The organism is Pseudomonas sp. C1C7 (assembly GCF_013359595.1).
GTDB lineage: Bacteria > Pseudomonadota > Gammaproteobacteria > Pseudomonadales > Pseudomonadaceae > Aquipseudomonas.
In genome coordinates, this window is the sequence record NZ_JABFMP010000014.1 from 130,571 (window position 1) to 150,804 (window position 20,234).

General features: G+C 62.1%; 22 protein-coding genes. 15 read left to right on the forward strand and 7 right to left on the reverse strand.

The annotated features are described in order from the left end of the window. The first annotated feature begins 7 nt into the window (after window positions 1-7). The 10 genes from HNO86_RS14250 to HNO86_RS14295 all read left to right on the forward strand — a co-directional run bounded on the left by HNO86_RS14250 (window position 8) and on the right by HNO86_RS14295 (window position 8,924). Window positions 8-1,024: a branched-chain amino acid ABC transporter permease gene (locus HNO86_RS14250; protein ID WP_175377577.1), complete on the forward strand. Its 1,017-nt coding sequence runs from the start codon at window positions 8-10 to the stop codon at window positions 1,022-1,024. Then, complete coding sequence (locus HNO86_RS14255; RefSeq protein ID WP_175377578.1) at window positions 1,021-1,770, forward strand: ABC transporter ATP-binding protein; 750 nt, start codon at window positions 1,021-1,023, stop codon at window positions 1,768-1,770. Before HNO86_RS14250 ends, HNO86_RS14255 begins: the two co-directional genes overlap by 4 nt. Further along, window positions 1,763-2,449: an ABC transporter ATP-binding protein gene (locus tag HNO86_RS14260; RefSeq protein ID WP_175377579.1), complete on the forward strand. Its 687-nt coding sequence runs from the start codon at window positions 1,763-1,765 to the stop codon at window positions 2,447-2,449. The genes HNO86_RS14255 and HNO86_RS14260 overlap by 8 nt, the downstream gene beginning before the upstream one ends. Before the next feature lie 6 nt (window positions 2,450-2,455). Beyond that, window positions 2,456-3,250, forward strand: coding sequence for an alpha/beta hydrolase (locus HNO86_RS14265; RefSeq protein ID WP_175377580.1), 795 nt, complete (start codon window positions 2,456-2,458; stop codon window positions 3,248-3,250). Between the two features lie 218 nt (window positions 3,251-3,468). Further along, on the forward strand, window positions 3,469-4,413 hold the full coding sequence (locus tag HNO86_RS14270) for a PDR/VanB family oxidoreductase (RefSeq protein ID WP_175377581.1): 945 nt from the start codon (window positions 3,469-3,471) through the stop codon (window positions 4,411-4,413). Between the two features lie 17 nt (window positions 4,414-4,430). Further along, window positions 4,431-5,762, forward strand: a complete 1,332-nt coding sequence (locus HNO86_RS14275) for a Rieske 2Fe-2S domain-containing protein (RefSeq protein ID WP_175377582.1) — start codon at window positions 4,431-4,433, stop codon at window positions 5,760-5,762. Then, the gene (locus HNO86_RS14280) at window positions 5,752-6,285 is read left to right on the forward strand and encodes an aromatic-ring-hydroxylating dioxygenase subunit beta (RefSeq protein WP_175377583.1); all 534 of its coding nucleotides are present in this window, start codon (window positions 5,752-5,754) and stop codon (window positions 6,283-6,285) included. Before HNO86_RS14275 ends, HNO86_RS14280 begins: the two co-directional genes overlap by 11 nt. Next, entirely contained in the window at window positions 6,285-6,878 is a 594-nt protein-coding gene (locus tag HNO86_RS14285; RefSeq protein ID WP_175377584.1) for a cysteine hydrolase family protein, read from the forward strand. Before HNO86_RS14280 ends, HNO86_RS14285 begins: the two co-directional genes overlap by 1 nt. Then, window positions 6,875-7,663, forward strand: a complete 789-nt coding sequence (locus tag HNO86_RS14290) for an SDR family oxidoreductase (protein WP_175377585.1) — start codon at window positions 6,875-6,877, stop codon at window positions 7,661-7,663. Before HNO86_RS14285 ends, HNO86_RS14290 begins: the two co-directional genes overlap by 4 nt. 28 nt (window positions 7,664-7,691) lie before the next feature. Further along, window positions 7,692-8,924 (forward strand): dienelactone hydrolase family protein, encoded by a 1,233-nt coding sequence (locus HNO86_RS14295; RefSeq protein WP_175377586.1) that lies wholly within the window; start codon window positions 7,692-7,694, stop codon window positions 8,922-8,924. Between the two features lie 65 nt (window positions 8,925-8,989). Here HNO86_RS14295 and HNO86_RS14300 read toward each other — a convergent pair whose 3' ends face one another. Beyond that, window positions 8,990-10,510: a nucleobase:cation symporter-2 family protein gene (locus HNO86_RS14300; RefSeq protein ID WP_175377587.1), complete on the reverse strand. Its 1,521-nt coding sequence runs from the start codon at window positions 10,508-10,510 to the stop codon at window positions 8,990-8,992. 244 nt (window positions 10,511-10,754) lie between these two features. On the opposite strand from HNO86_RS14300, the gene HNO86_RS14305 reads away from it, so the two are divergent. Together HNO86_RS14305 and HNO86_RS14310 are read left to right on the forward strand one after the other, a co-directional pair. Then, window positions 10,755-11,036 (forward strand): BrnT family toxin, encoded by a 282-nt coding sequence (locus HNO86_RS14305; RefSeq protein ID WP_175377601.1) that lies wholly within the window; start codon window positions 10,755-10,757, stop codon window positions 11,034-11,036. A 3-nt stretch (window positions 11,037-11,039) separates the two neighbouring features. Beyond that, window positions 11,040-11,366, forward strand: a complete 327-nt coding sequence (locus HNO86_RS14310; RefSeq protein ID WP_175377588.1) for a BrnA antitoxin family protein — start codon at window positions 11,040-11,042, stop codon at window positions 11,364-11,366. Window positions 11,367-11,428: 62 nt separating this feature from the next. Here HNO86_RS14310 and HNO86_RS14315 read toward each other — a convergent pair whose 3' ends face one another. Together HNO86_RS14315 and xth are read right to left on the reverse strand one after the other, a co-directional pair. Further along, complete coding sequence (locus tag HNO86_RS14315) at window positions 11,429-12,256, reverse strand: arylamine N-acetyltransferase (protein ID WP_175377589.1); 828 nt, start codon at window positions 12,254-12,256, stop codon at window positions 11,429-11,431. Window positions 12,257-12,368: 112 nt separating this feature from the next. After that, window positions 12,369-13,163, reverse strand: a complete 795-nt coding sequence (gene xth / locus HNO86_RS14320; RefSeq protein ID WP_175377590.1) for an exodeoxyribonuclease III — start codon at window positions 13,161-13,163, stop codon at window positions 12,369-12,371. Window positions 13,164-13,549: 386 nt separating this feature from the next. Here xth and HNO86_RS14325 point away from each other — a divergent pair, with 386 nt between their 5' ends. Beyond that, window positions 13,550-13,867, forward strand: coding sequence for a hypothetical protein (locus HNO86_RS14325; protein ID WP_175377591.1), 318 nt, complete (start codon window positions 13,550-13,552; stop codon window positions 13,865-13,867). 52 nt (window positions 13,868-13,919) lie between these two features. Here the strand turns inward: HNO86_RS14325 and HNO86_RS14330 are convergent, their stop codons facing one another. After that, on the reverse strand, window positions 13,920-15,329 hold the full coding sequence (locus HNO86_RS14330; protein ID WP_175377592.1) for a DUF1254 domain-containing protein: 1,410 nt from the start codon (window positions 15,327-15,329) through the stop codon (window positions 13,920-13,922). 152 nt (window positions 15,330-15,481) lie between these two features. Then, complete coding sequence (locus tag HNO86_RS14335; protein WP_175377593.1) at window positions 15,482-17,233, reverse strand: murein L,D-transpeptidase; 1,752 nt, start codon at window positions 17,231-17,233, stop codon at window positions 15,482-15,484. Between the two features lie 83 nt (window positions 17,234-17,316). Between HNO86_RS14335 and HNO86_RS14340 the strand changes: the two genes are divergently transcribed. Further along, window positions 17,317-18,021, forward strand: a complete 705-nt coding sequence (locus HNO86_RS14340; RefSeq protein WP_175377594.1) for a murein L,D-transpeptidase catalytic domain family protein — start codon at window positions 17,317-17,319, stop codon at window positions 18,019-18,021. An 81-nt stretch (window positions 18,022-18,102) separates the two neighbouring features. Then, entirely contained in the window at window positions 18,103-18,888 is a 786-nt protein-coding gene (locus HNO86_RS14345) for a transporter substrate-binding domain-containing protein (RefSeq protein ID WP_175377595.1), read from the forward strand. Between the two features lie 102 nt (window positions 18,889-18,990). Here the strand turns inward: HNO86_RS14345 and HNO86_RS14350 are convergent, their stop codons facing one another. Together HNO86_RS14350 and HNO86_RS14355 are read right to left on the reverse strand one after the other, a co-directional pair. Beyond that, window positions 18,991-19,212 (reverse strand): hypothetical protein, encoded by a 222-nt coding sequence (locus tag HNO86_RS14350; RefSeq protein WP_175377596.1) that lies wholly within the window; start codon window positions 19,210-19,212, stop codon window positions 18,991-18,993. Window positions 19,213-19,470: 258 nt separating this feature from the next. Next, on the reverse strand, window positions 19,471-20,234 hold a 764-nt coding region (locus HNO86_RS14355; protein ID WP_218583518.1), incomplete at its 5' end, for a DUF6708 domain-containing protein.

The window sequence follows — 20,234 nt, forward strand, 5'->3', positions numbered from 1 at the left end:
GAACGTCATGTCACCACGCCTCATCATCGACCTCGCGTGCCTGGCGACTTTCGCCTGCATGCCGCTATTGGCCCATTGGCTTCACGAGCCCTATCTGGTCAGCTTCTTCACCCGCCTTGCCATCTACGGCATGGCAGCCATCAGCCTGGACCTGCTGATCGGCTACGGCGCCATGGTCAGCTTCGGCCATGCCGCGTTCTTCGGCCTGGGCGGCTACATCGTCGGCGTCGTCGCCTTCCACACCTCGCAAGGCATGCCACTGTGGGGTTGGGACGGCAGCAACAGCGCGCTGGTGGTGTGGCCGCTGGCCCTGCTGGTGTGCGCGCTGTTCTCGCTGCTGGTGGGTTACCTGTCGCTGCGCACCAGTGGCGTGCAGTTCATCATGATCACCCTCGCCTTCGGCCAGATGCTTTACTTCGTGCTCGGCTCGCTGTCGCTGTACGGTGGCGACGACGGTATCCTGCTCAACGAGCGCAATACCTTGGGCGCCCTGAACCTGGGGGACGCCAACCACTTCTACTACCTGTGCGTGGCCTTGTTGGCCGGCTGGCTGCTGCTGTGCCGGCGGCTGGTCAATTCGCGGTTCGGCTTCGTGTTGCGCGGGCTCAAGCAGAGCGAGCGGCGCAGTGTCAGCCTGGGCCTCAAACCCTTGCGCTATCGCCTGACAGCCTTCGTGATCGCCGGCACCGGCGGTGGCCTGGCGGGGATTCTGTGGGCCAACTACGCGCTGTTCGTCAGCCCCGACATGGGCGCCTGGCACAAGTCCGGCGAATTGATGGCGATGGTGATCCTTGGCGGCGTCGGCACCCTGCTCGGCCCATTGCTCGGCGCGGCCACCTACCTGGGCCTGGAGCAGGTGCTGAGCCAGTGGACCGAACACTGGATGCTGATCTTCGGACCACTGCTGTTGCTGGTGGTGCTGTTCGGCAAGAAAGGCGTCTACGGCTTGCTGCTGAGCCTGTTGCAGCGCAAACCGAAGATCGTCGCCATCCCGTCGAACGCCGCCGTGGAGGCCCGCCCATGAGCGCACAACTGTCGATTCGCGATCTGCACAAGGCCTTCGGCGCGGTGAAGGCCACCAACGGCGCCAGCCTCGAACTGGCCAAGGGCGAACTGCACGCCATCATCGGCCCGAACGGCGCCGGCAAGTCCACGCTGATCGCGCAGATCGCCGGGGAGATTTTTCCCGACCGCGGCCAGATTCACTTCGACGGCCAGGACATCACCCGCGTGCCGGCCTGGCAGCGCCCTCGCCTGGGCCTGGCGCGGGCGTTTCAGGTCAGCCAGCTGTACACCGAATTCACCCTGCGGGAGAACGTCGCCCTGGCCATCGCCGCCCGCGAAGGCAAGGCGTTCGGCATGTGGCGCCCGTTGAGCCGCGACACCCGCCTGCTGGAGCCGGCCCTGGGTTACTTGCAGCAAGTGGGCCTGGGCCCGCGCGCGCAAGACCCGGTGCACGAGCTGTCCCACGGCGAACGGCGCCAGCTGGAAATCGCCCTGGCACTGGCGCAGGAGGCCTCGGTGCTGCTGCTCGATGAGCCGATGGCCGGGATGGGGGCCGACGAGTCGGCGCGCATGACCGAACTGCTGCACAGCCTCAAGGGCCGCTACGCGATCCTTTTGGTGGAGCACGACATGGACGCGGTGTTCGCCCTCGCCGACCGCATCACCGTGCTGGTCTACGGCCAGACCGTACTGACCGGCAGCGTCGAACATGTGCGCAACGACCCGCAGGTGCGGGCCGCTTACCTGGGAGAAGAACATGCTTGAAGTTCAGGGTTTGAAAGCGGGCTATGGCTTGAGCCAGGTGTTGTTCGACATGCACCTGAGCATCGAACAGGGCCAGGTGGTGTCGCTGATCGGCCGCAACGGCATGGGCAAGACCACCACGGTCAAGTCGATCATGGGTCTGCTCAAGCCCAGCGCCGGCAGCATCCGCATCAACGGCACGGAAATGCGCGGCGCGGCGCCCTATCGCATCGCCAAGGCGGGCCTGGGATTAGTGCCGGAAGGTCGCCGGGCCTTCGGCACCCTGAGCGTGCGGGAAAACCTGCTGGCCACCGCCACCAAGGGCAAGTGGAATCTGGAACGCGTCTATGACCTGTTCCCGCGTTTGCTCGAGCGTCAGGACCAGCTGTCGCGCACCCTGTCCGGCGGCGAACAACAGATGCTGGTGGTCGGTCGCGCGTTGCTGACCAATCCCAGCCTGTTGATTCTCGACGAGGCCACCGAAGGCCTGGCGCCGATCATTCGCGAGCAAATCTGGAGTTGCCTGGCGACCCTCAAGGCCGAGGGCGAGACGATTCTGGTGATCGACAAGAACCTCAAGGAAATGGCGCGGGTGGTCGACCGTCACCACATCATCGAGAAGGGTCGGCAGGTCTGGGACGGCACGCCGCAAGAGCTGGCGGCGCAGCCGGAACTGTCGCAACGCTACCTGGGAGTGTGAGCCGCCATGGACCTGAATCAGGCTTACAACAACGTGGCGGCGGTGGGCAATTTCCCGCAGATCATGCAGGGCTTTCGCCAGCGCAGCGCCGAGACCTATGCCCGCCACGCCTGGCAGCGAGACGTGGCCTACGGCAACGCCCTGCGCGAACGCTTCGACTGGTACGCCCAGGAGACTGCCGGCGCGCCGACCCTGCTGTTCATCCACGGTGGTTACTGGCAGGCCTCGGACAAGGACGACTACGCCTTCATCGCCGAGGGCCTGATCGGGGCCGGCTTCAATGTCGGCCTGCTGGAGTACACCCTGGCGCCTGAGGCAAGCATGAGCACCATCGTCGGCCAGATCGGCAAGGCGCTGGACTATTTATTGGCGCACCGCGAAGCCTTCAACATCGGCCCACAGGTGGTGCTCTGCGGGCACTCGGCGGGCGGCCATCTGACCGCGCTGCATCGCCGGCATCCGCTGGTGTCCCTGGCCATGCCGATCAGCGGCCTGATGGAGCTCGAACCCATCAGCCGCTGCTGGCTGAACGACAAGTTGCAGCTGAGCGCAGAAGAGATCCGCCGCTACAGCCCGCAACGGCTGATCGGCGATGGCGCGCCGTTGCTGGTGACGGTGGGCGGGGATGAGTTGCCGGAGTTGATCCGGCATTCGCGTGAGTACGCCGCTGCCTGTCGCGAGGCTGGGCAGGCGGTGAGTTTGATCGAGGTTGCGGGGTGTCATCATTTTGCGGTGCTGGATGATCTGGCCAAATCCGATGGCGAGCACCTGCGCGCACTGCTGAAACACATCTCCCTGTAGGAGCGAGCTTGCTCGCGATGGACGCTGGGACACCGCGGGGTATCAGGTTTCCCGCGTTATCGTTGATGTCCATCGCGAGCAAGCTCGCTCCTACAGGGAACGGTGTTTAACAAAAGTGAAATCACTCTCGCCAGATCTGGCTACCACTTTGCCGTTTGCGGCTTTTTTGCCCCTCCCCGCCTTCATACAGTGACTGCGTATCCAGACAGGAATTGCGTATGTCCAGCCTCTCGCTCAGGGTCCGACGGACCGAGCTTCTGACCCCCAGAATCCGCCGCGTGCTGCTGGTCTCCAGCAACGCCGCGCCACTGCCGGGCTTCACCGCCGGCGCGCATCTCGAACTGCATGTGCCTGGCAGTCGCGTCCAACGCCGGGCCTATTCGCTGGTCAACCTGCCCGACGGCGAGCACTACGAAATCGCCGTGCAGCTCGAAGACGCAAGTACCGGCGGATCGCGTTGGGTGCACTCACTCAAGGAGGGCGATGAGCTGCTGGCCGATGCGCCGCGCAACCACTTTCCCCTGAACGAAAACACCGAGCATGCACTGCTGATCGCCGGCGGTATCGGCATCACGCCGATGCTCGGCATGGCCCGCGCGCTGCAGGCGGCGGGCAAGCCCTTCACCCTGCATTACGCCGGTCGCGATGAAGCGCAGATGGCCTATCTGCAAGAGGCCCGCGCCTGCCAGGACAACCACTGCTGGATCAGCGGCGGCGACCCGCAAAAACGCTTCCCGGCGGCCACGATTCTGGCCGCGCCAAGGCCCGGCCTGCACCTCTACATCTGCGGCCCGGGCGCCATGCTCAACAGCGTGCTGAGCTGCGCCCGCGAGCTGGGTTGGCCAGAAGATCACCTGCATTACGAACTGTTCAGCGGCGCCCTGGAAATGGCCGGCGACCAGGGCTTCGAAGTGCATCTGCGCGAAACCGGCGTGAGCCTGCAAGTGGCCGCCGGGCAAAGCGTGCTGGACGCCATGCTCGAGGCCGGCCTGGACCCGATGTTCGATTGCCGCCGGGGTGACTGCGGGGTGTGCGTCGCCCAGGTCATCGACGGCCAGCCTGACCACCGCGACATCTGCCTGTCGGAGCGCGACCGCGCCGGCGGCAGTTTCTGTACCTGCGTCTCCCGTGCCAGCAGCGCGCTGCTGGTGCTCGATCTGTGACAAGCCGAGGACATCCCGTGATACCGACCAACGATCAAATCGCTGCCTTGATCCGCGAGGACAGCGTGCACAAGAGCGTCTACACCGACCCGACCCTGTTCAAGCTGGAGATGGAACGCATCTACGGCAATGCCTGGATCTATGTCGGCCACGAAAGCCAGGTGAAGACCCCCGGCGACTACCACACCACGCGCATCGGCGATCAGGACGTGATCATGGTGCGCGGCGCCAACCAGCAGGTCAGCGTGCTGTACAACCGCTGCCCGCACAAAGGTGCCAAGCTGGTGGCGGACGGCGACGGCAGTGTCGGCAAGTTCTTCCGCTGCCCGTATCACGCCTGGACGTTCAAGCTCGACGGCCAGCACCTGTCGGCGCCACTCAAGAGCGGTTTCGAGGGCACCTGCTACGACCCCAAACACCCGGACTTTTCCATGGTCAGCGTCGCCCGCGTCGAGAGCTATCGCGGCTTCGTGTTCGCCAGCCAGGCCGCGTTCGGTCCGGACCTGAAGACCTTCCTCGGTGGCGTCATCACTTCCATCGACAACCTCTGCGACCGCTCGCCAGTCGGCGAAGTCGAGGTGGCGGGCGGCATCTTCCGCGTCCAGCAGCGCTCGAACTGGAAGGTGTTCTACGAGAACCTGCACGACACCATGCACGCCCGCGTGACCCACGAATCCTCGGTGGACGCCGCCCGTGGCGAAGCCGAAGCCATCGGTGAAATGCCTTTCGAACTGCTGATCATGGACGGCAACGGCGAGCCCTACGACTTCTGGGAAAAGCTCGAACTGCGCGCCTACCACAACGGCCACGGCTACATGGAAGCGATCTTCGACCCGGCGGCGGCCGAGCGCGACGAGGTTTCCCGCGCCCACTTCGAATGCCTGAGCCAGGCCTACGGCGAACAACGCGCCAAGGAGATCCTGGGGATGAACCGCCATAACACGGTGATCTACGGCAGCGGTTCGCCGCACACGGTGTTCATGCAGTTCCGGGTGATCCGCCCCATCGCCGTGGACCAGACCATGGTCGAGATCCAGACCTTCCGCTGCAAGGGCGCGCCAGATGCGGTGTTCGACCGTGCGCTGACCTACGCCAACGTCATCAACTCACCCTCCTCCAACGTCATGCCCGACGATGTCGAGGTCTATGCTCGTTGCCAGGAAGGCAACATGACCCGCGGTGGCGAGTGGATCAGCATGCACCGCTACGTCGGCACCGATAAGCCGCTGGAGGACGGCGCGGTGTCCACCAACGGCACCAGCGAACTGCCGATGCGCAACCAGTTCGCCGCCTGGAAACAGTTCATGACCGCCACCCTGATCGCAAAGGAGAGCACCCATGCTGCTTGACCGCCGAATCGACGTCGACACCCGCCAGCTGACTCCCGCCCAGGTTCCGGTGGAGACCCTGCGCCAGATCGAACAGTTCCTGTACCAGGAGGCGCGCCTGCTGGACGAGCGACGCTTCTGGGAGTGGGACAGGCTGTTCACCGACACCGGCATGTACTGGGTGCCGCACAAGCACGAGCAGGCCAACCCGTTCGACCACATCTCGCTGTTCTGGGAAAACCGCATGCTGCGCGAGGTGCGCATTCGCCGGGTGGAAAACGCGCGCAACTGGTCCCAGCAACCGCAGACCCAGACCGCACACCTGGTCGGCAACGTGATGGTCGAAGGACTGGACGCCCAGGGCCTGCTGGTGGTCAGCGCCAGCTTCCAGTACAGCGAATGGCGCCTGGAGCAACGCCAGCTCGCCGGTCGCTACACCTACAAGCTGGTGGCCCAGGAAGCGGGCGGCTGGAAGATCCAGCTCAAGCGCGTGGACCTGATCAACTGCAACGACGTGTTCGCCAACCTCGAGGTGTTCGTGTGATGGGCGCGCCGGTGGTGATCGCCCTGCACTATCAGAACGACGTGTTGCATCCGCAGGGAAAGATTCGTGTCGGGCTGGGGGCTGAAGACGGCGCGCGTGCTGCTTTGCTCGATGCCGCCGGCCGGCTGTTGGCCGGTGCGCGGAGCAAGGGTTGGCCGATCGTCCATGTGCGCGTGGCCTTTCGCCCGGACTATGCCGATCTGATCCGGAACGCGCCGATCCTGCGCAATGTCGCGGCCATCGGCGCGGCTCGGGAAGGCAGTTGGGGCGCGGAGTTTTTCAGCGACCTGGCTCCGCTGGGCAGCAGCCTGGAGTTCGTCGTCACCCACAACCGCATCAATGCTTTCTACGGCTCGCCGCTGGAGACCCTGGTGCGCCGGTTCAACCCCACACAGCTGGTGATCGCCGGCGTGGCGACCCACTCGGTGGTGGAGAGCACGGTGCGCCATGCGGTGGATTGCGGTTTCGAAGTGACGGTAGCGGCCGACGCCTGCGCCAGTGCCGACAGCGGCGTCCATTCGGCCTCGCTGGCGAGCATGGCGTTGATCGCGCGGATCACTGACGTCAGGCAAGCATTGGAGGAATCGGCATGATGCTCGAAGGCAAGGTGGCGATTGTCACCGGCAGCACCCAGGGACTGGGCCTGGACATCGCCCGGCAACTGCTGGCCGAAGGTGCGCAGGTGATGCTGGTCGGGCGCAACGCCGACAGCGGTGAGGCGCTGGCGCAGACGTTGGGTTGCGGTTTTTCGGCTTGCGACGTGGAGTGCGACGAAGACATCGACGCCTGCATCGCCGCAACCCTGGATCGCTTCGGCAGGCTCGACATTCTGGTCAACAACGCGTGCCTGTACGCCGACCAGGGGCTGGCATCGAGTCGCGAACAATGGTTGAAAACCCTCAACGTCAATCTGGTGTCCGCGGCGATCTTTACCCAGAAGGTCGCCGTGCATCTGCCCAGCGGCGGCGTGGTGATCAACATCGGCAGCACCGGCGGCAAATTCGGTGCGGCCGGGCGAGCGCTCTACCCCGCCTCCAAGGCCGGCATCCTGCAACTGACGAAAAACCTGGCCATGACCCTGGCCCCGGAGCAGATCCGCGTGCTCAGCGTCTCCCCGGCCTGGACCTGGTCGCCCAGCGTCGCCGACTTCAGTGACAACGACCCGCAACTGGCCGACCGCGTCGGCGCGCCCTTCCATCCCCTCGGACGCATCGGCCGCGGCCATGAGATCGGCAACGTCGTGGCCTTCCTCTGCAGCCCCGGCGCCGGCTGGATGACCGGTGTCGACGTGCCGGTGGACGGCGGCTTTTCGATTCTCGGCCCGGACCGTGGCGTGTCGCCGCGGATCTGGTTTCAGCAATACCGTGACAGCCAATAAAACCTGATAACCGAATGAGGTAGATGACATGGGCAAGATGATTGAAATCCGGGCAACGGACAGCAATGCCACGTTCAGCGGTTACCTGGCCCTGCCGGCCAGCGGCAAGGGCCCCGGCGTGGTGATCGGCCAGGAGATTTTCGGGGTTAATGCCAACATGCGCGCGGTGGCCGATTTCTACGCCGAGGAAGGCTATGTGGCGCTGGTGCCGGACCTGTTCTGGCGCCTGCAACCGGACATCGATCTGGGCTATAGCGAAGCGGATTTTGCCGTGGCCATCGACCTGTTCCAGCGCCTGGACGTGGACAAGGCCGTCACCGACATCGACGCCAGCCTCAAGGCCCTGCGCGCGCTGCCCGAGGTCGAGGGTGCGGGCCTTGGCTACGTCGGTTTCTGCATGGGCGGCAAGCTGGCCTGGCTGACCGCGACCCGCACCGATGTGGCCTGTTCGGTCGGCTACTACGGCATGGGCATCGAACAGCTGCTGCACGAATCGGAAAACCTCAAGGGGCGCCTGGTCCTGCACTTCGCCGAAAACGATGTGTACTGCGACGCCGCTGCCCGCAGCCAGATCAGCACGCATCTGGCCGGTCACGACAAGGCCGAAATCTATGTCTATCCGGGCGTCGACCACGCCTTTGCCCGGGCCGGTGGCATGCATTACGACAAGCCGGCCTCGCTGATGGCCCACGAACGCAGCATCGCTGCCCTCAAGCGCGAGATCGGCCCGCACTTCAACCTGTCGGCCCTGTGGGAAGAACACATCCGCCACGAGTTCGACACTCGCGATGTGCCCGCGACCATGGCAACCATGGTTGCCGAACCCTACGTCAACCACATTCCGACCATGACCGGCGGCGTCGGCGCCAAGGAACTGAGCCGCTTCTACCAACACCATTTCGTCCACGGCAACCCGCCGGACATGAAGCTCATCCCGATCTCGCGCACCATCGGCGCCCTGCAGATCGTCGATGAATTCATCATGTGTTTCACCCACAGCACCGAGATCGACTGGATGCTGCCCAACGTCGCGCCGACCGGCAAATACGTGGAAATTCCGATGCTGGGGGTGATCAAGTTCCGCGGCGACAAGCTCTACCACGAGCACATTTACTGGGACCAGGCCAGCGTGCTGGTGCAGATCGGCTTGCTGAACCCCGAGGGCTTGCCGGTGGCCGGAGTGGAAACCGCGAGAAAGCTGCTGGACGAACAGCTGCCCTCCAACACCTTGATGGGGCGCTGGGCGCAAAGCGGGGAATAACGGCGCAAAAGAAAAAGGCCGATCTGTCTCTCGACGGATCGGCCTTTTTTCATTCGTCTCAAACGTCAGACGTGTTCACTGCTTTTCGCATGGTGCGCGCGCGGCTCACCGTGACCGTGGTCTTCCACCTCGATCACCTGCACTTCCTTGCCGTCGCAGTCATGCAGTTTGCCTTCGCGGAAGTAATCCCCTTCGCGCAACGCCGCCAGGTCCTGATAACGAATGACCCGCTCGGTGCCTGCCGCGAACACCGACTGCTGATCGGAGTTACCAGCGGTCATGTGGTTGAAGGCCAGGTTCAACACGATCGCCATGATGGCCGAGGAGCTGATGCCCGAGTGGAAAATCGTCGCGAACCAGCTTGGGAAATGCTCGTAGAAGTTCGGCGCGGCGATCGGGATCATGCCGAAGCCGATGGACGTGGCGACGATGATCAGGTTGACGTTGTTGCGGTAGTCGACCTTGGACAGCGTGCGAATGCCGCTGGCGGCCACGGTGCCGAACAGCACGATGCCGGCACCGCCGAGCACGGAGGTCGGTACGGCGGCGATGACCCGGCCCATGAAAGGCAGCAGGCCGAGAATCACCAGGAACAGACCGCCGGTGGCGACCACGTAACGGCTCTTGATGCCGGTCACCGCCACCAGGCCGACGTTCTGGGCGAAGGCGCTCTGGGTGAAGGAGCCGAAGATCGGCGCGATCATGCTCGACAGCATGTCCGCACGCAGGCCGTTACCCAGACGCTTGGAGTCGACCTTGGTCTCGATGATTTCACCGACCGCCAGAATGTCCGCCGAGGTTTCCACCAGGGTCACCATGACCACGATGCACATCGACAGGATCGCCGCGAAATGGAAGGTCGGCATGCCGAAGTGGAACGGCGTGGGGAAACCGAACATCGGGCCCTGGGCGACAGCCGAGAAGTCCGCCATGCCGAGGAACACCGCGACGATGGTGCCGATCACCATGGCCAGCAGGATCGACAGGCGGGAGATGGTCGCGCTGCCGATCTTGCTCAGGAACAGCACCAGCACCAGGGTCATCGCCGCCAGGCCGATGTTGGCCATGCTGCCGAATTCCGGGGAGTGGCTATTGCCACCCATGGCCCAGCGCGCCGCCACCGGCATCAAGGTCAGGCCGATGGTGGTGATCACGATACCCGTGACCAGCGGAGGAAAGAATTTGGTGATCCTTGAGAACACCGGCGTGATCAGCAGGCCGATCAGCGACGCCGCTATCACCGCCCCCAGAATCGCCTGGAAGCCGCCCTCCCCGCCCGTGCTGACAATCGCCACCATGGTCGCGACGCCAGAGAACGAAACGCCCTGTACCAGCGGCAACTGACAGCCGAAAAACGGTAGACCCAGGGTTTGCAGCAACGTGGCCAGCCCCCCCGCAAACAATGAAGCAGCAATCAACAAACCAATGTCCGCCGGCGACAGCCCGGCAGCCTGACCAATGATCAAAGGCACCGCGACGATGCCACCGTACATGGTCAGAACATGTTGCAGGCCGTAAGCCATATTCGCGCCGATCCCAAGATTTTCGTCTTCGGGCCGTTGGTGTGAAACATGGGGCGTTTTCATGTTAGGGGGTTCCCTGGTTTTTGTTATGCGCACACTGTATTCAAGATCCGGGACAAAAGTCTATAGAGTTGTATACAACTTGCCCGTCAAGTTATGAACGGTCAGTCATGCAGACTGTGTGCCATTACCTTCAAACCTCGAAATACATCCATCCGGCCCATTTTCCTCTGCCCGCTAGGCTTTTGAGTTCGCGACGACCATCGGTTGTGGTCGCTCTCTTTCATATACATATAAAGTATGCATAATTAAGTCATTCGAGATTCAGTTTCACAAGGCGAAGAACGCGGCCAACAAACTCAAGCATCACGGGATCAGCCTGGCCGAGACGGAACCCGTGTTCCATGACGAACGCGCCCTCACCTTCCAGGACGATGATCATGATAAGCCGCGCTGGATCACCATGGGGCTTGATGGCAAGGGGCGTTTGCTGGTGGTTGCCTACACCTGGCGTGATCCGAATTTCGTACGAATTATTTCCGCGCGTCGCGCCAGTAAAAATGAGCGCCGCCAGTATCAGGAGGCTTGAACCATGAAAGACGAGTACGACTTCAGCCACGCCAAGCGCGGAGCCGTCGCTTCAAGCAAAGGCAAAACCCGAATCACCATCATGCTCGACGATGTCGTCATCGAAGCCGCGCGAGCGCTGGCGGAAAGCGAGGGATATGGCTATCAGACGGCAATCAACAACACCCTGCGCCGGGCGCTGCTGACCGATCCGCGCAAGTCGGCAGAGCCGGATGCTGCCGAGCACTTGAAGAAGGGCATCACCACTTCCGAGTTGAAGGCCCTGGAGAAAAAACTTTCGCAAGTGCTGCGGGAAATCCATCGCCTGATGGAGCCTGAAGCGCAACCCTAGGCGGGCACGAAAAAGGGGCAGATTGATTCAATCTGCCCCTTTTTTGTATCCACGATCAGGCGTTACTGCGACTGAATCAAGCGTTCGAGAGTCTGGATCAGCGTTGGGTGGTTGGGCACCCGGATGCCGAATTCGCTCTCCAGCAGATCGATCAATGTCTGCACATCGGCCACCTCCCGGCGCTCGCTGTCCTGGCCCATGCGATGGATCGCGAAACTGCCGTTGTTCAGTGTGCGGCGCCAGCCTTCCCCGGTGCGCGCCACCATGAGTTGCCGGGTGAAGGATGAGTCGGGATGGGTCGAGACGTACCAGTTGCCGACGGTGTAATCGATGGCTTCCTGGCGTTGCAGGTCGAAGATGTACATCTGCCGCCACTCGTCCCCGACCTTGGCGCGCAGGGTGTAGCCATCGGCATGTTGCTCGATGCGATAGGGTTCATGGGGCGTGGGTTGTTCTTCGCGGCTATCGAGCAGCAACGGCGCGGTGGGCACCATGCCGCCGAAACCGACATCGCTGATGTAGCGCACACCGTCCAGGGTCACCAGGTTCAAGCGATGGGTGCGCGCGGGCCAGGCGCCTTCGGGCTGGCCGATGACCACGCGGCCGCTGATGCCCCGGGCGTCGAAGCCCAGCTCCTGAAGCAGCGTCAGGTACAGATTGTTGAGTTCGTAGCAGTAGCCGCCGCGCCCGCCGTGCAGGACTTTGCGTTCGATCGAAGGCAAGTCGATCAGCACCGGTTCGCCGGACAACGTGGTGAGGTTTTCAAACGGGAAAGCGCCGGTGTGGCGCAGTTGCAGCAGGCGCAGGGTTTCCAGGGTCGGCGCCGGGGGCGCGTCGAAGCCCAGGCGTTGCAGGTACAGCGCCGGGTTGCTCAGGCGTGGCTCGCTCATCGTTCAGTCCTTTTGCACGCAAGTCGCGGATCGTTCCGCCAATGGGCGCTATGTATAAAGGATGAACCGCTGCCGCTGACAATTGATTTAGCCAATCGCCCGGGGTGTCGCTTCAGCGGCGCTTGCGCGAGCCCAACTCGATCCAGGTCGGCGCATGATCGCTGGCGTGCTCTTCGTTGCGCACCCAGGCATCGACGCCCGCGTTCTGCAGGTAAGGGCTCGACGCCGGGTTGAGCAGCAGGTGATCGATACGCAGCCCGGAGTTCTTTTGCCAGTGCTGACGGAAGTAATCCCAGAAGGTGTAGATCCGTTCCTCCGGGTAGAGGTGACGCAAGGCGTCGGTCCAGCCCTGGTCGAGCAGGCGCTGGTAGCACTCGCGGCTCTCCGGTTGCAGCAAGGCATCCTTGAGCCAGGAACGCGGGTTGTAGATATCCAGGTCGGTGGGCACCACGTTGTAGTCACCGGCCAGAATCACCGGGTGCTCGCTGCCTTGCAGTGTTTGCGCGTGGCGGATCAGCCGTTCGAACCACGCTAGCTTGTAATCGAATTTCGGCCCGGGCTGCGGGTTGCCGTTGGGCAAGTACAGGCAGCCGACGAGCACACCGTGCACCGCCGCTTCCAGGTAGCGACTGTGGCTGTCGCTGTCATCGCCCGGCAGACCTCGCCGGCTCTCCAGCGGCTGCGCGTCACGGGCCAGGATCGCCACGCCGTTCCACGACGCCTGCCCCTGCCAGATCGCGCCGTAGCCGATGGCCTCGAGTTCTGCGGCGGGGAACGCGGTGTCGACCGACTTGAGCTCCTGCAAACAGGCGATATCCGGTTTCTCGCGTTCGAGCCACGCCAGCAGGTTCGGCAACCGGGCGCGCATGCCGTTGACGTTGAAGGTCGCGATCTTCAGCTTTTTCATGGCCCCGATCCGTTTGGCTGGGTGTCCAGTTGTGACCGTTTTGCTGGCGGGGGGTTGCGTCGGTGAACACAGGTGCGGCGTTATGAACGCCCATCCCTCTCTCCCACAGGTGGATTGAGGTTGATCACATACTCTGTGTACGACGCAGATCCTTTGTGGCAGCGAGCCTGCTCACGATAGCGGTAGTCCCTTCAATATTGATGCCGCCTGACCCGACGCCTTCGCGAGCAAGCCCGCTCACACAGGTAATTGTGTCTTCCCTCAGGTTATGCGGTGGTGCAAGAACCGATGCCCCCTCCTGCACCACTCGTCATCCAACCGGCACCAACCATCCTGCCCTCCACACCAACCTCAGGTAACCACTCATTTTCTGGAGAGGCTCTCTCATGAACATCAAACTCACTTCGCTGTTACTCGCCGGATTGTTATCCGCTACATCCCTGGCCACCTTCGCCGCCTCCAACGACGGCTCCGATGCAACCGGCACCAAGTCCGGCGCCACCGGTGGTCCGGTCATGCCACCTGACAACACCCCCGCCGCGCCCTCAGGCGGCAACGCCGGTGACGGTGGTGCCACCGGGTCTTCATCCGGCAGTGCCAGCGGCACCACGGGTTCGGGCACGGGTTCGGGTTCCGGTGCAGGCGGCGGCACGGGCTCTGCGGGTGGTGGCAGCGGTGGCGCAGGCGGCGGGACAGGCAGCTGAACGCGCAAAGGCGGCCGATGGTGAGTCACCGTCGGCCACCTCGATCAGCCAATCACTGTTTCTGCATGACCGGTGGCGGGTTCCACTTGCCGTTCAAGGCATCGGCCTTAGGTCCGTATAGGCGCATGGTCAGGTTGAACGGCCCCTTGGGCGCCGGCAGCCAGTTGGCCTCGAGATCCTTGCCGGGGCTTTCGTTCTGGAAGTAAATGTCCAGCGAACCATCGGCATTGTTCTTGAACGGCATCCAGCTGCTGACCGCAAAACGATTGAGCCCGTTGGCCACCTGGAAACCCTCCGGGTCGTACAGCGTGATCGACCAGAACGCGTTCACCGGCGGCGCTTCGCCCTTGTCGAAATGCAGCACGTATTTGTTCGCGCCATCCAGGGGCTTGCCGTTGGAGTCGCCCAAGTTCAGCGGATAAATCGCGTCTTCCGGCAAGTTGGCGCCGAGCCCCATCTGAGCCACGATCGCGCGCTTGAGGTAGTAATTGCCGTAGACGCCCATGGTGTCGGTGTTCATCGACCAGCCGTTGACCACCCGCGCCAGGGTCTCCACTTTCCAGTTCATCAGCGCCTGCGCATCTTTCGGCACGCTTTCCAGCGCAGCTTTGATCTCCGGATCCAGCGCGTTCATGTCGAACGACTTGCCAGGCTCGATGCCGATCCGCTTGATCTGCGCCAGCATCGGCTGATCGGTGCTGTGGGCCGGATGCATCCTGAGCAACTCCGCGGCATAGGCGAAGTAGTTGGCCGCCGACATGGTATCGACCTGAATCTTCGGCGGCGTCTTCATGTCCACCGCCGGATCGATCTTGACACTCACCGGCTCAGCCGCCTTGCCCAGCCGCGACAGCGGCGTCACGGTGTAGCCGGCCTGGATCTTGTGCACCGCCGCATAATCGGCCGCGCCATCGGTCTTGGTACGGCCGATGATCCAGACATAAGACGTCGGCGCCGGAAGATGCTGCAAACCTGCAGGCACAGTGCCCGTCCAGGCCGGCGGAGTCACCAGAAACTGCGCAGCCTCGGTGCCCGTAGTGCGCCAACCCGGCGAGGCGAATACGTCGCTCCACATATCCAGCATCGGCAACAGATAAAAACGCCCGGCGGTGTCCGGTGCGGCAATGACCAGCGGCTCCTTGGTCAAATCGAGCCAGGCAATGGAATACAACGTGTCGAAGTTCGAGCGCACCACACCCTTGAAACTCGCCGGCGGATATTCCGGCACACTCACGAACATGTTCATCGGCCCCTTGCCGAATTCCTTGCCCGGTTCGATGTTGGTGAACTGTTTGCGGGTGATGTCCATGGTCAGCAACGGATAGAAATACACATAGGCATCCACGCCAATGGCATGGGCCTGTTCGGCTGTGAGTTTCGATTGAGCCTGGGCGGCGAGCGGAAGCATGGCTGAAGCGGCAACGGTCAGAGCAACGGCTGTCAATGCTTGAGTAATCAACATATTGGCGATCGTCCGTACGTAGGGGAGATCTGCCGGGTTCGGCAGAGCTAACAGAACTCTAGACGATCGCTTGGATCCGTTTTGACAGGCGGACAGCCGGCTCGCCGGGGGTGTTTCACGCCAGAAACACCCCGCTGATGGATGCCCGTCGGCTACGGCTGACGCTGCCCGGTGACCACCATCGTTGCTTCGCCTCCGGGCAGTTGCAGGGCAGGCAAATTCGACGGTTTGTTCAACTGCTGCAAGACCGGCGTGTCGTAACCGTAAACATCCGGTTTAAACGCCACCCGCCCCTCGTTACTCATATCCACCGTCCAGTACGCCAGCAACACCGGCACCCTGACCGGCAACTTGATGTTTTCGGTGCGGCCGTTGGCTAGCTGCCTGGCAATCCCTTCACTGTTCCAGCGCACCGGATCGTTGAACAGCAACTCGACCAGCTCCAGCGGATTCTCCACGCGGATGCAGCCGGAGCTGGTGGCGCGCATGGACTTGGCAAACAGCTCGCGGTGCGGCGTGTCGTGCAAGTAAATCGCATAGTCGTTGGGGAAACGGATGACCACCCGGCCCAGGGAATTTTCCGGGCCGGCATCCTGGCGCAGGGTCAGGCCGCGGGCGTTGGACCAGTCGACGGTGGACGGATCGAGCACATTGCCCGCCTTGTCGAGCACCCTGATCCGGTTGGCCGCCAGGTAATCCGGGTTCTGCTGAACCTTGGGCAACATGTCCTTGGTCAGAATCGTCGGTGGCACGGTCCAGGTCGGGTTAAACGTGATGTAGGTGATCTCGGACTGAAACACCGGCGTGCTGCGGAACGGTTTGCCCACCTGCACCCGGGCGCGCCAGATCGGCTGGCCGTCGCGGTAGAACGCCACCTTGTAGCCGGCGATATCCACCACGACAAAGGTGCCCTGCAGCTTGTACAGCAACCAACGCGCGCGCTCCAGGTTGACCCGGACCTGATCGATCCGCGCCTCGACAGGCACGTTCAGCGCCGCCAATGTCGCCGCCCCCGCCACGCCATCGGCGCCCAGGTATTGCTCGGCCTGATATTTCTTCACCGCCGCAATGACCTTGTCATCGTAAATATTGCGTTTACTCGCATGGGGCTCCAGATATCCACCGGCCACCAGGCGCGCACGCAACTGTGCAACCGACGCACCGTCCATCCCCGGTTTGAGCGACTGCCCCTCGGTGACCTTCGGCCAGCCACCGGCATCGCGGACCTGCCGCAACTTCGCCAACGCCTCGCGCATGCTGCCGTACACCGCCTCCTGGGGCGGCGCCTGAGCGAAGGCGCGATCGACATCGTGCTCGTCGAGGGCAACAAAGAAACTGTTCACATCCTCACGGGGATCGACACCGACCGGGTCGAAGTTCCAATGGAAATCCAGCCGGGCCGGATCGACCTTGCCGCGCCGCAATTGCAGCAGCGCGGTGATGTAGGTGCGGGTCAGGGCGATATCGAACGCCGCCGATTGCGCCGGAGTGGGCGCATTGGCCTGCAGCAGCATTTGCGCCTCGGCCAGCTCGGCTCCGCGGAAATCCGCAGGATTCAAACCGTCGGCCTCAGTGCCGTTCAAACCCTTGAGTAGCTGCGCTATATCACGCCCATCGGCCCAGGCGGCGCGATAATTACGGTGAGCGTAAAAGTCCAGAACGACGCGATTGATGTCCGCTCGTTGATGTTTGCGCGAAGTGATCAGGGGTGGAAAGGCCGATTGCAGCGGTTCGAGCATCGCTTGAATGCCCTGCCCGATCACATCGTCAGGCGCGGCGGACCTTTCGGAGGTTTGCGGAGATACCGGCACGATCGGCGAAGTTTCGCCGAGTGCAGTGCCGCTGATCAGAAAGACCATAAACAAACCGCGGCTTATGACGAATAACCTTGTTAATTGCCCCATTGATAATCCCTAATCTCCCGCAAATCAAAAAGCTAGCGTTCAAACCGCTGCTAGACTCGACATATTCCTGATGAGATATACATATGGCGCTACATCGCTTCGGCTTGCAACTCACAGCGCTGCTGTTGACGTCGGCCTTCATCACTACAGCCTACGCCGAAACGCTTGAGGCCGCGCTCGCCAAAGCCGCCCCAAATGCAAATGCCAAGGTCATCGCCCTGGCCGTTCGCGCAACACAATGCTCCCGCGCTCAGAGCACTGTTCCGGCACAAAGATTAGCAGTCATCGACTACTCCCTGCCTTCGACCGAGCAACGCCTGTGGGTGTTCGATCTGAAGAAACGCAAACTGCTGTTCCACGAACTCGTCGCCCATGGCCGCAACAGCGGCGAAAACATGGCCACCCTGTTCTCCAACCAGAACGAAAGCTTCGCCACCAGCATCGGTCTGTTCCGCACCCAGGAAAGCTATCGCGGCTCCAACGGCTACTCCCTGCGCATGGAAGGCCTGGAACCGGGCTTCAACGATAACGCCTTCGATCGGGCAATCGTCATTCACGGCGCACCGTACGTCAGCCCGGTCCTGGCCCGCGCCAACGGCCGCATCGGCAGAAGCCTGGGCTGCCCGGCCGTGCGCCCGGCCATCGCGCACAAGCTGATCGACTCGATGAAGGATGGGCAACTGCTGTTCTCCTACTACCCTGACCAGCGCTGGCTGAAGACCTCTTCCTACATTAACTGTGGGAGCGGCACCGTGGCGTCGTCGGAGAAGACTACAAAGCGCCAGTAAGGCGCTTCCAGAATCCGGCTTGCGTGATGATGATGGGGATGTGTTTCACTACAGCCCCCCTCTCACCAAAGCCGAATAACAATGAAGAAAATCTACAGCAGCATGATGCTCAGCGGCCTCTTCGCCCTTTCGATGAGCACCCAGGCACAGGACAGCGCTCCCCATCTGGACAAGGTCGTGCAACAAGGCCAACTCCGCGTCTGCACCACCGGCGACTACAAGCCCTACACCTTCAAGGCCGAAAACGGCGAATACTCCGGCATCGACATCGCCATGGCCCGCTCGCTGGCCGACAGCCTTGGCGTCAAAGTCGAATGGGTGCCCACCACCTGGAAAACCCTGATGCCCGACATGCTCGCCGGCAAATGCGACATCGCCATGGGCGGCATCTCCGTCACCCTCGAACGACAGAAAAAAGCCTTCTTCAGCACCACCCTCGATGTCGACGGCAAAATCCCGCTGGTGCGCTGCGAAGACCAGTCCAAATACCAGAGCATTGAACAGATCAACCAACCCTCCGTGCGCCTGGTGGAACCGGCCGGCGGCACCAACGAAGCCTTCGTCCACGCCTTCCTGCCCAAGGCGCAATTGCAGCTGCACGACAACGTCACCATCTTCGAGCAGCTGCTGGAGAAAAAGGCGGACGTGATGATCACCGACGCTTCCGAGGCGCTGTATCAACAGAAGCTGAAACCGGGACTGTGTGCGGTCAACCCGACGCAATACATGCAGTACGGCGAGAAGGCCTACCTTCTGCCGCGGGATGACATGACGTGGAAGTTGTATGTGGATCAGTGGCTGCATCTGGCCAAGGTCACAGGTACCTATCAAAAGGTACTGGGCGAGTGGATCGCCACCCCGAAATAACTCGCCCCCTGTAGCAGCTGGCGAAGCCTGCGTCCGACTGCGAAGCAGTCTCCCCTCCTGAAACGCAAACGGTGGAAATCACTCCACCGTCTGCGTCATCGATCAATCGTCATGCAACAGCGCTGAACCGTACTCGCCATAACTGCTGCCGAGCGCACTGCCACGGAAGTTCATCTTGTTGGGATTGCTGTTGGTGGGCCCCGGGCCGAATCCACTGGGCACTACCGAGTCAGCCGAATAGCCGTGATGGGTGCTGACACTGGAGCACGCGCTCAACAGCACGGCACCGGTGATCAGGGCGGCTTTGAGGAGGTTTGAAGTCATTTTTATTGCTCCTGAGGCTGGAGGCGTGGTGATTGGGATGGTGTCTTCATCCTAGATTGGGGAACGGGTGGGGATTGTGAAACCTGGCAGGGTGACAGCGTTGGTTCAGCTTTCGTTTCAGGAGCGTGGTAATCCAGCACCAGAGCAATGTGTGCTCATGGCGTGTCCTTGAGTTACAGGTAAGGCCCCGCGCTCGTCTTTGCCGAGCGTAGGCTGGCGCACGATCCAGTTCCGGTGATGGTGTTAAAGCGCCGACAGTCATGCGATTTGTTCCACCTCAACCTGTCGCAAGCGTATGGCCTGTTCCAATTCGGGGGAGCGTTGAGCCCATTGTTCGGGAGGCAAGGGTTTGGACCATTCGATAATGGCGGGATTCGTCAGATCAGGTGGAGGTGCGAGCTTCCAAACCTGAAGCATCATGACCAGAGGCGTACCCAAAAGAAAAATGGAGGCGAAGAACGAAAGTGCCTGACCAAACTCCTTGGCCATAAGGTGATCACGGAGGTCGACAAAAAAACCGTACCAGACACCCCAGAAAATGCCCTTGCTTCCCAGTTTCCCACGAATGCCCTCCAGATCGTTTCCGAGTGGTATCGCGTCTGCCCCAACCTCCATATAGCTGCGCATACACTCCCAGAGGCACATCGCCGTTTCACCACCGCCACAACTGAACCCCAGGCTGAAGTCACGTTCCTTTTCGGGCGCATCGGGGTCGGGATTTCGAAAGCCCACCACCAACAGACCTTGAGTGATCTTGCCGTGCTGGCCGACAGAGTCCATCGCCACCGCTTGGGCTGTGACCTGCTCCCAAGGCACGATCCAGTAACGACCATCTTCGAATGGCACACAAACTTCACGGCGTTGACGGTTGAAGCGCACGGGAAGAGGCACAGGTTGAGTCAGACTGTGCAAAAGGATCAGTATCGGGAAGCCGACCAGCACCAACGACATGATGACCGTACTCAAAAGCTTTTCAGCATTTCGATCGAGATAAATCATGAACAAGCACAGCAGCACCACCG

Bases quoted from the DNA above. Each gene is read 5' to 3' on its own strand.
- HNO86_RS14250 (WP_175377577.1), top strand. From the start codon at position 8: ATGTCACCACGCCTCATCATCGACCTCGCGTGCCTGGCGACTTTCGCC.
- HNO86_RS14255 (WP_175377578.1), top strand. From the start codon at position 1,021: ATGAGCGCACAACTGTCGATTCGCGATCTGCACAAGGCCTTCGGCGCG.
- HNO86_RS14260 (WP_175377579.1), top strand. From the start codon at position 1,763: ATGCTTGAAGTTCAGGGTTTGAAAGCGGGCTATGGCTTGAGCCAGGTG.
- HNO86_RS14265 (WP_175377580.1), top strand. From the start codon at position 2,456: ATGGACCTGAATCAGGCTTACAACAACGTGGCGGCGGTGGGCAATTTC.
- HNO86_RS14270 (WP_175377581.1), top strand. From the start codon at position 3,469: ATGTCCAGCCTCTCGCTCAGGGTCCGACGGACCGAGCTTCTGACCCCC.
- HNO86_RS14280 (WP_175377583.1), top strand. From the start codon at position 5,752: ATGCTGCTTGACCGCCGAATCGACGTCGACACCCGCCAGCTGACTCCC.
- HNO86_RS14285 (WP_175377584.1), top strand. From the start codon at position 6,285: ATGGGCGCGCCGGTGGTGATCGCCCTGCACTATCAGAACGACGTGTTG.
- HNO86_RS14290 (WP_175377585.1), top strand. From the start codon at position 6,875: ATGATGCTCGAAGGCAAGGTGGCGATTGTCACCGGCAGCACCCAGGGA.
- HNO86_RS14295 (WP_175377586.1), top strand. From the start codon at position 7,692: ATGGGCAAGATGATTGAAATCCGGGCAACGGACAGCAATGCCACGTTC.
- HNO86_RS14300 (WP_175377587.1), bottom strand. From the start codon at position 10,510: ATGAAAACGCCCCATGTTTCACACCAACGGCCCGAAGACGAAAATCTT.
- HNO86_RS14310 (WP_175377588.1), top strand. From the start codon at position 11,040: ATGAAAGACGAGTACGACTTCAGCCACGCCAAGCGCGGAGCCGTCGCT.
- HNO86_RS14315 (WP_175377589.1), bottom strand. From the start codon at position 12,256: ATGAGCGAGCCACGCCTGAGCAACCCGGCGCTGTACCTGCAACGCCTG.
- xth (WP_175377590.1), bottom strand. From the start codon at position 13,163: ATGAAAAAGCTGAAGATCGCGACCTTCAACGTCAACGGCATGCGCGCC.
- HNO86_RS14325 (WP_175377591.1), top strand. From the start codon at position 13,550: ATGAACATCAAACTCACTTCGCTGTTACTCGCCGGATTGTTATCCGCT.
- HNO86_RS14330 (WP_175377592.1), bottom strand. From the start codon at position 15,329: ATGTTGATTACTCAAGCATTGACAGCCGTTGCTCTGACCGTTGCCGCT.
- HNO86_RS14335 (WP_175377593.1), bottom strand. From the start codon at position 17,233: ATGGGGCAATTAACAAGGTTATTCGTCATAAGCCGCGGTTTGTTTATG.
- HNO86_RS14340 (WP_175377594.1), top strand. From the start codon at position 17,317: ATGGCGCTACATCGCTTCGGCTTGCAACTCACAGCGCTGCTGTTGACG.
- HNO86_RS14345 (WP_175377595.1), top strand. From the start codon at position 18,103: ATGAAGAAAATCTACAGCAGCATGATGCTCAGCGGCCTCTTCGCCCTT.
- HNO86_RS14350 (WP_175377596.1), bottom strand. From the start codon at position 19,212: ATGACTTCAAACCTCCTCAAAGCCGCCCTGATCACCGGTGCCGTGCTG.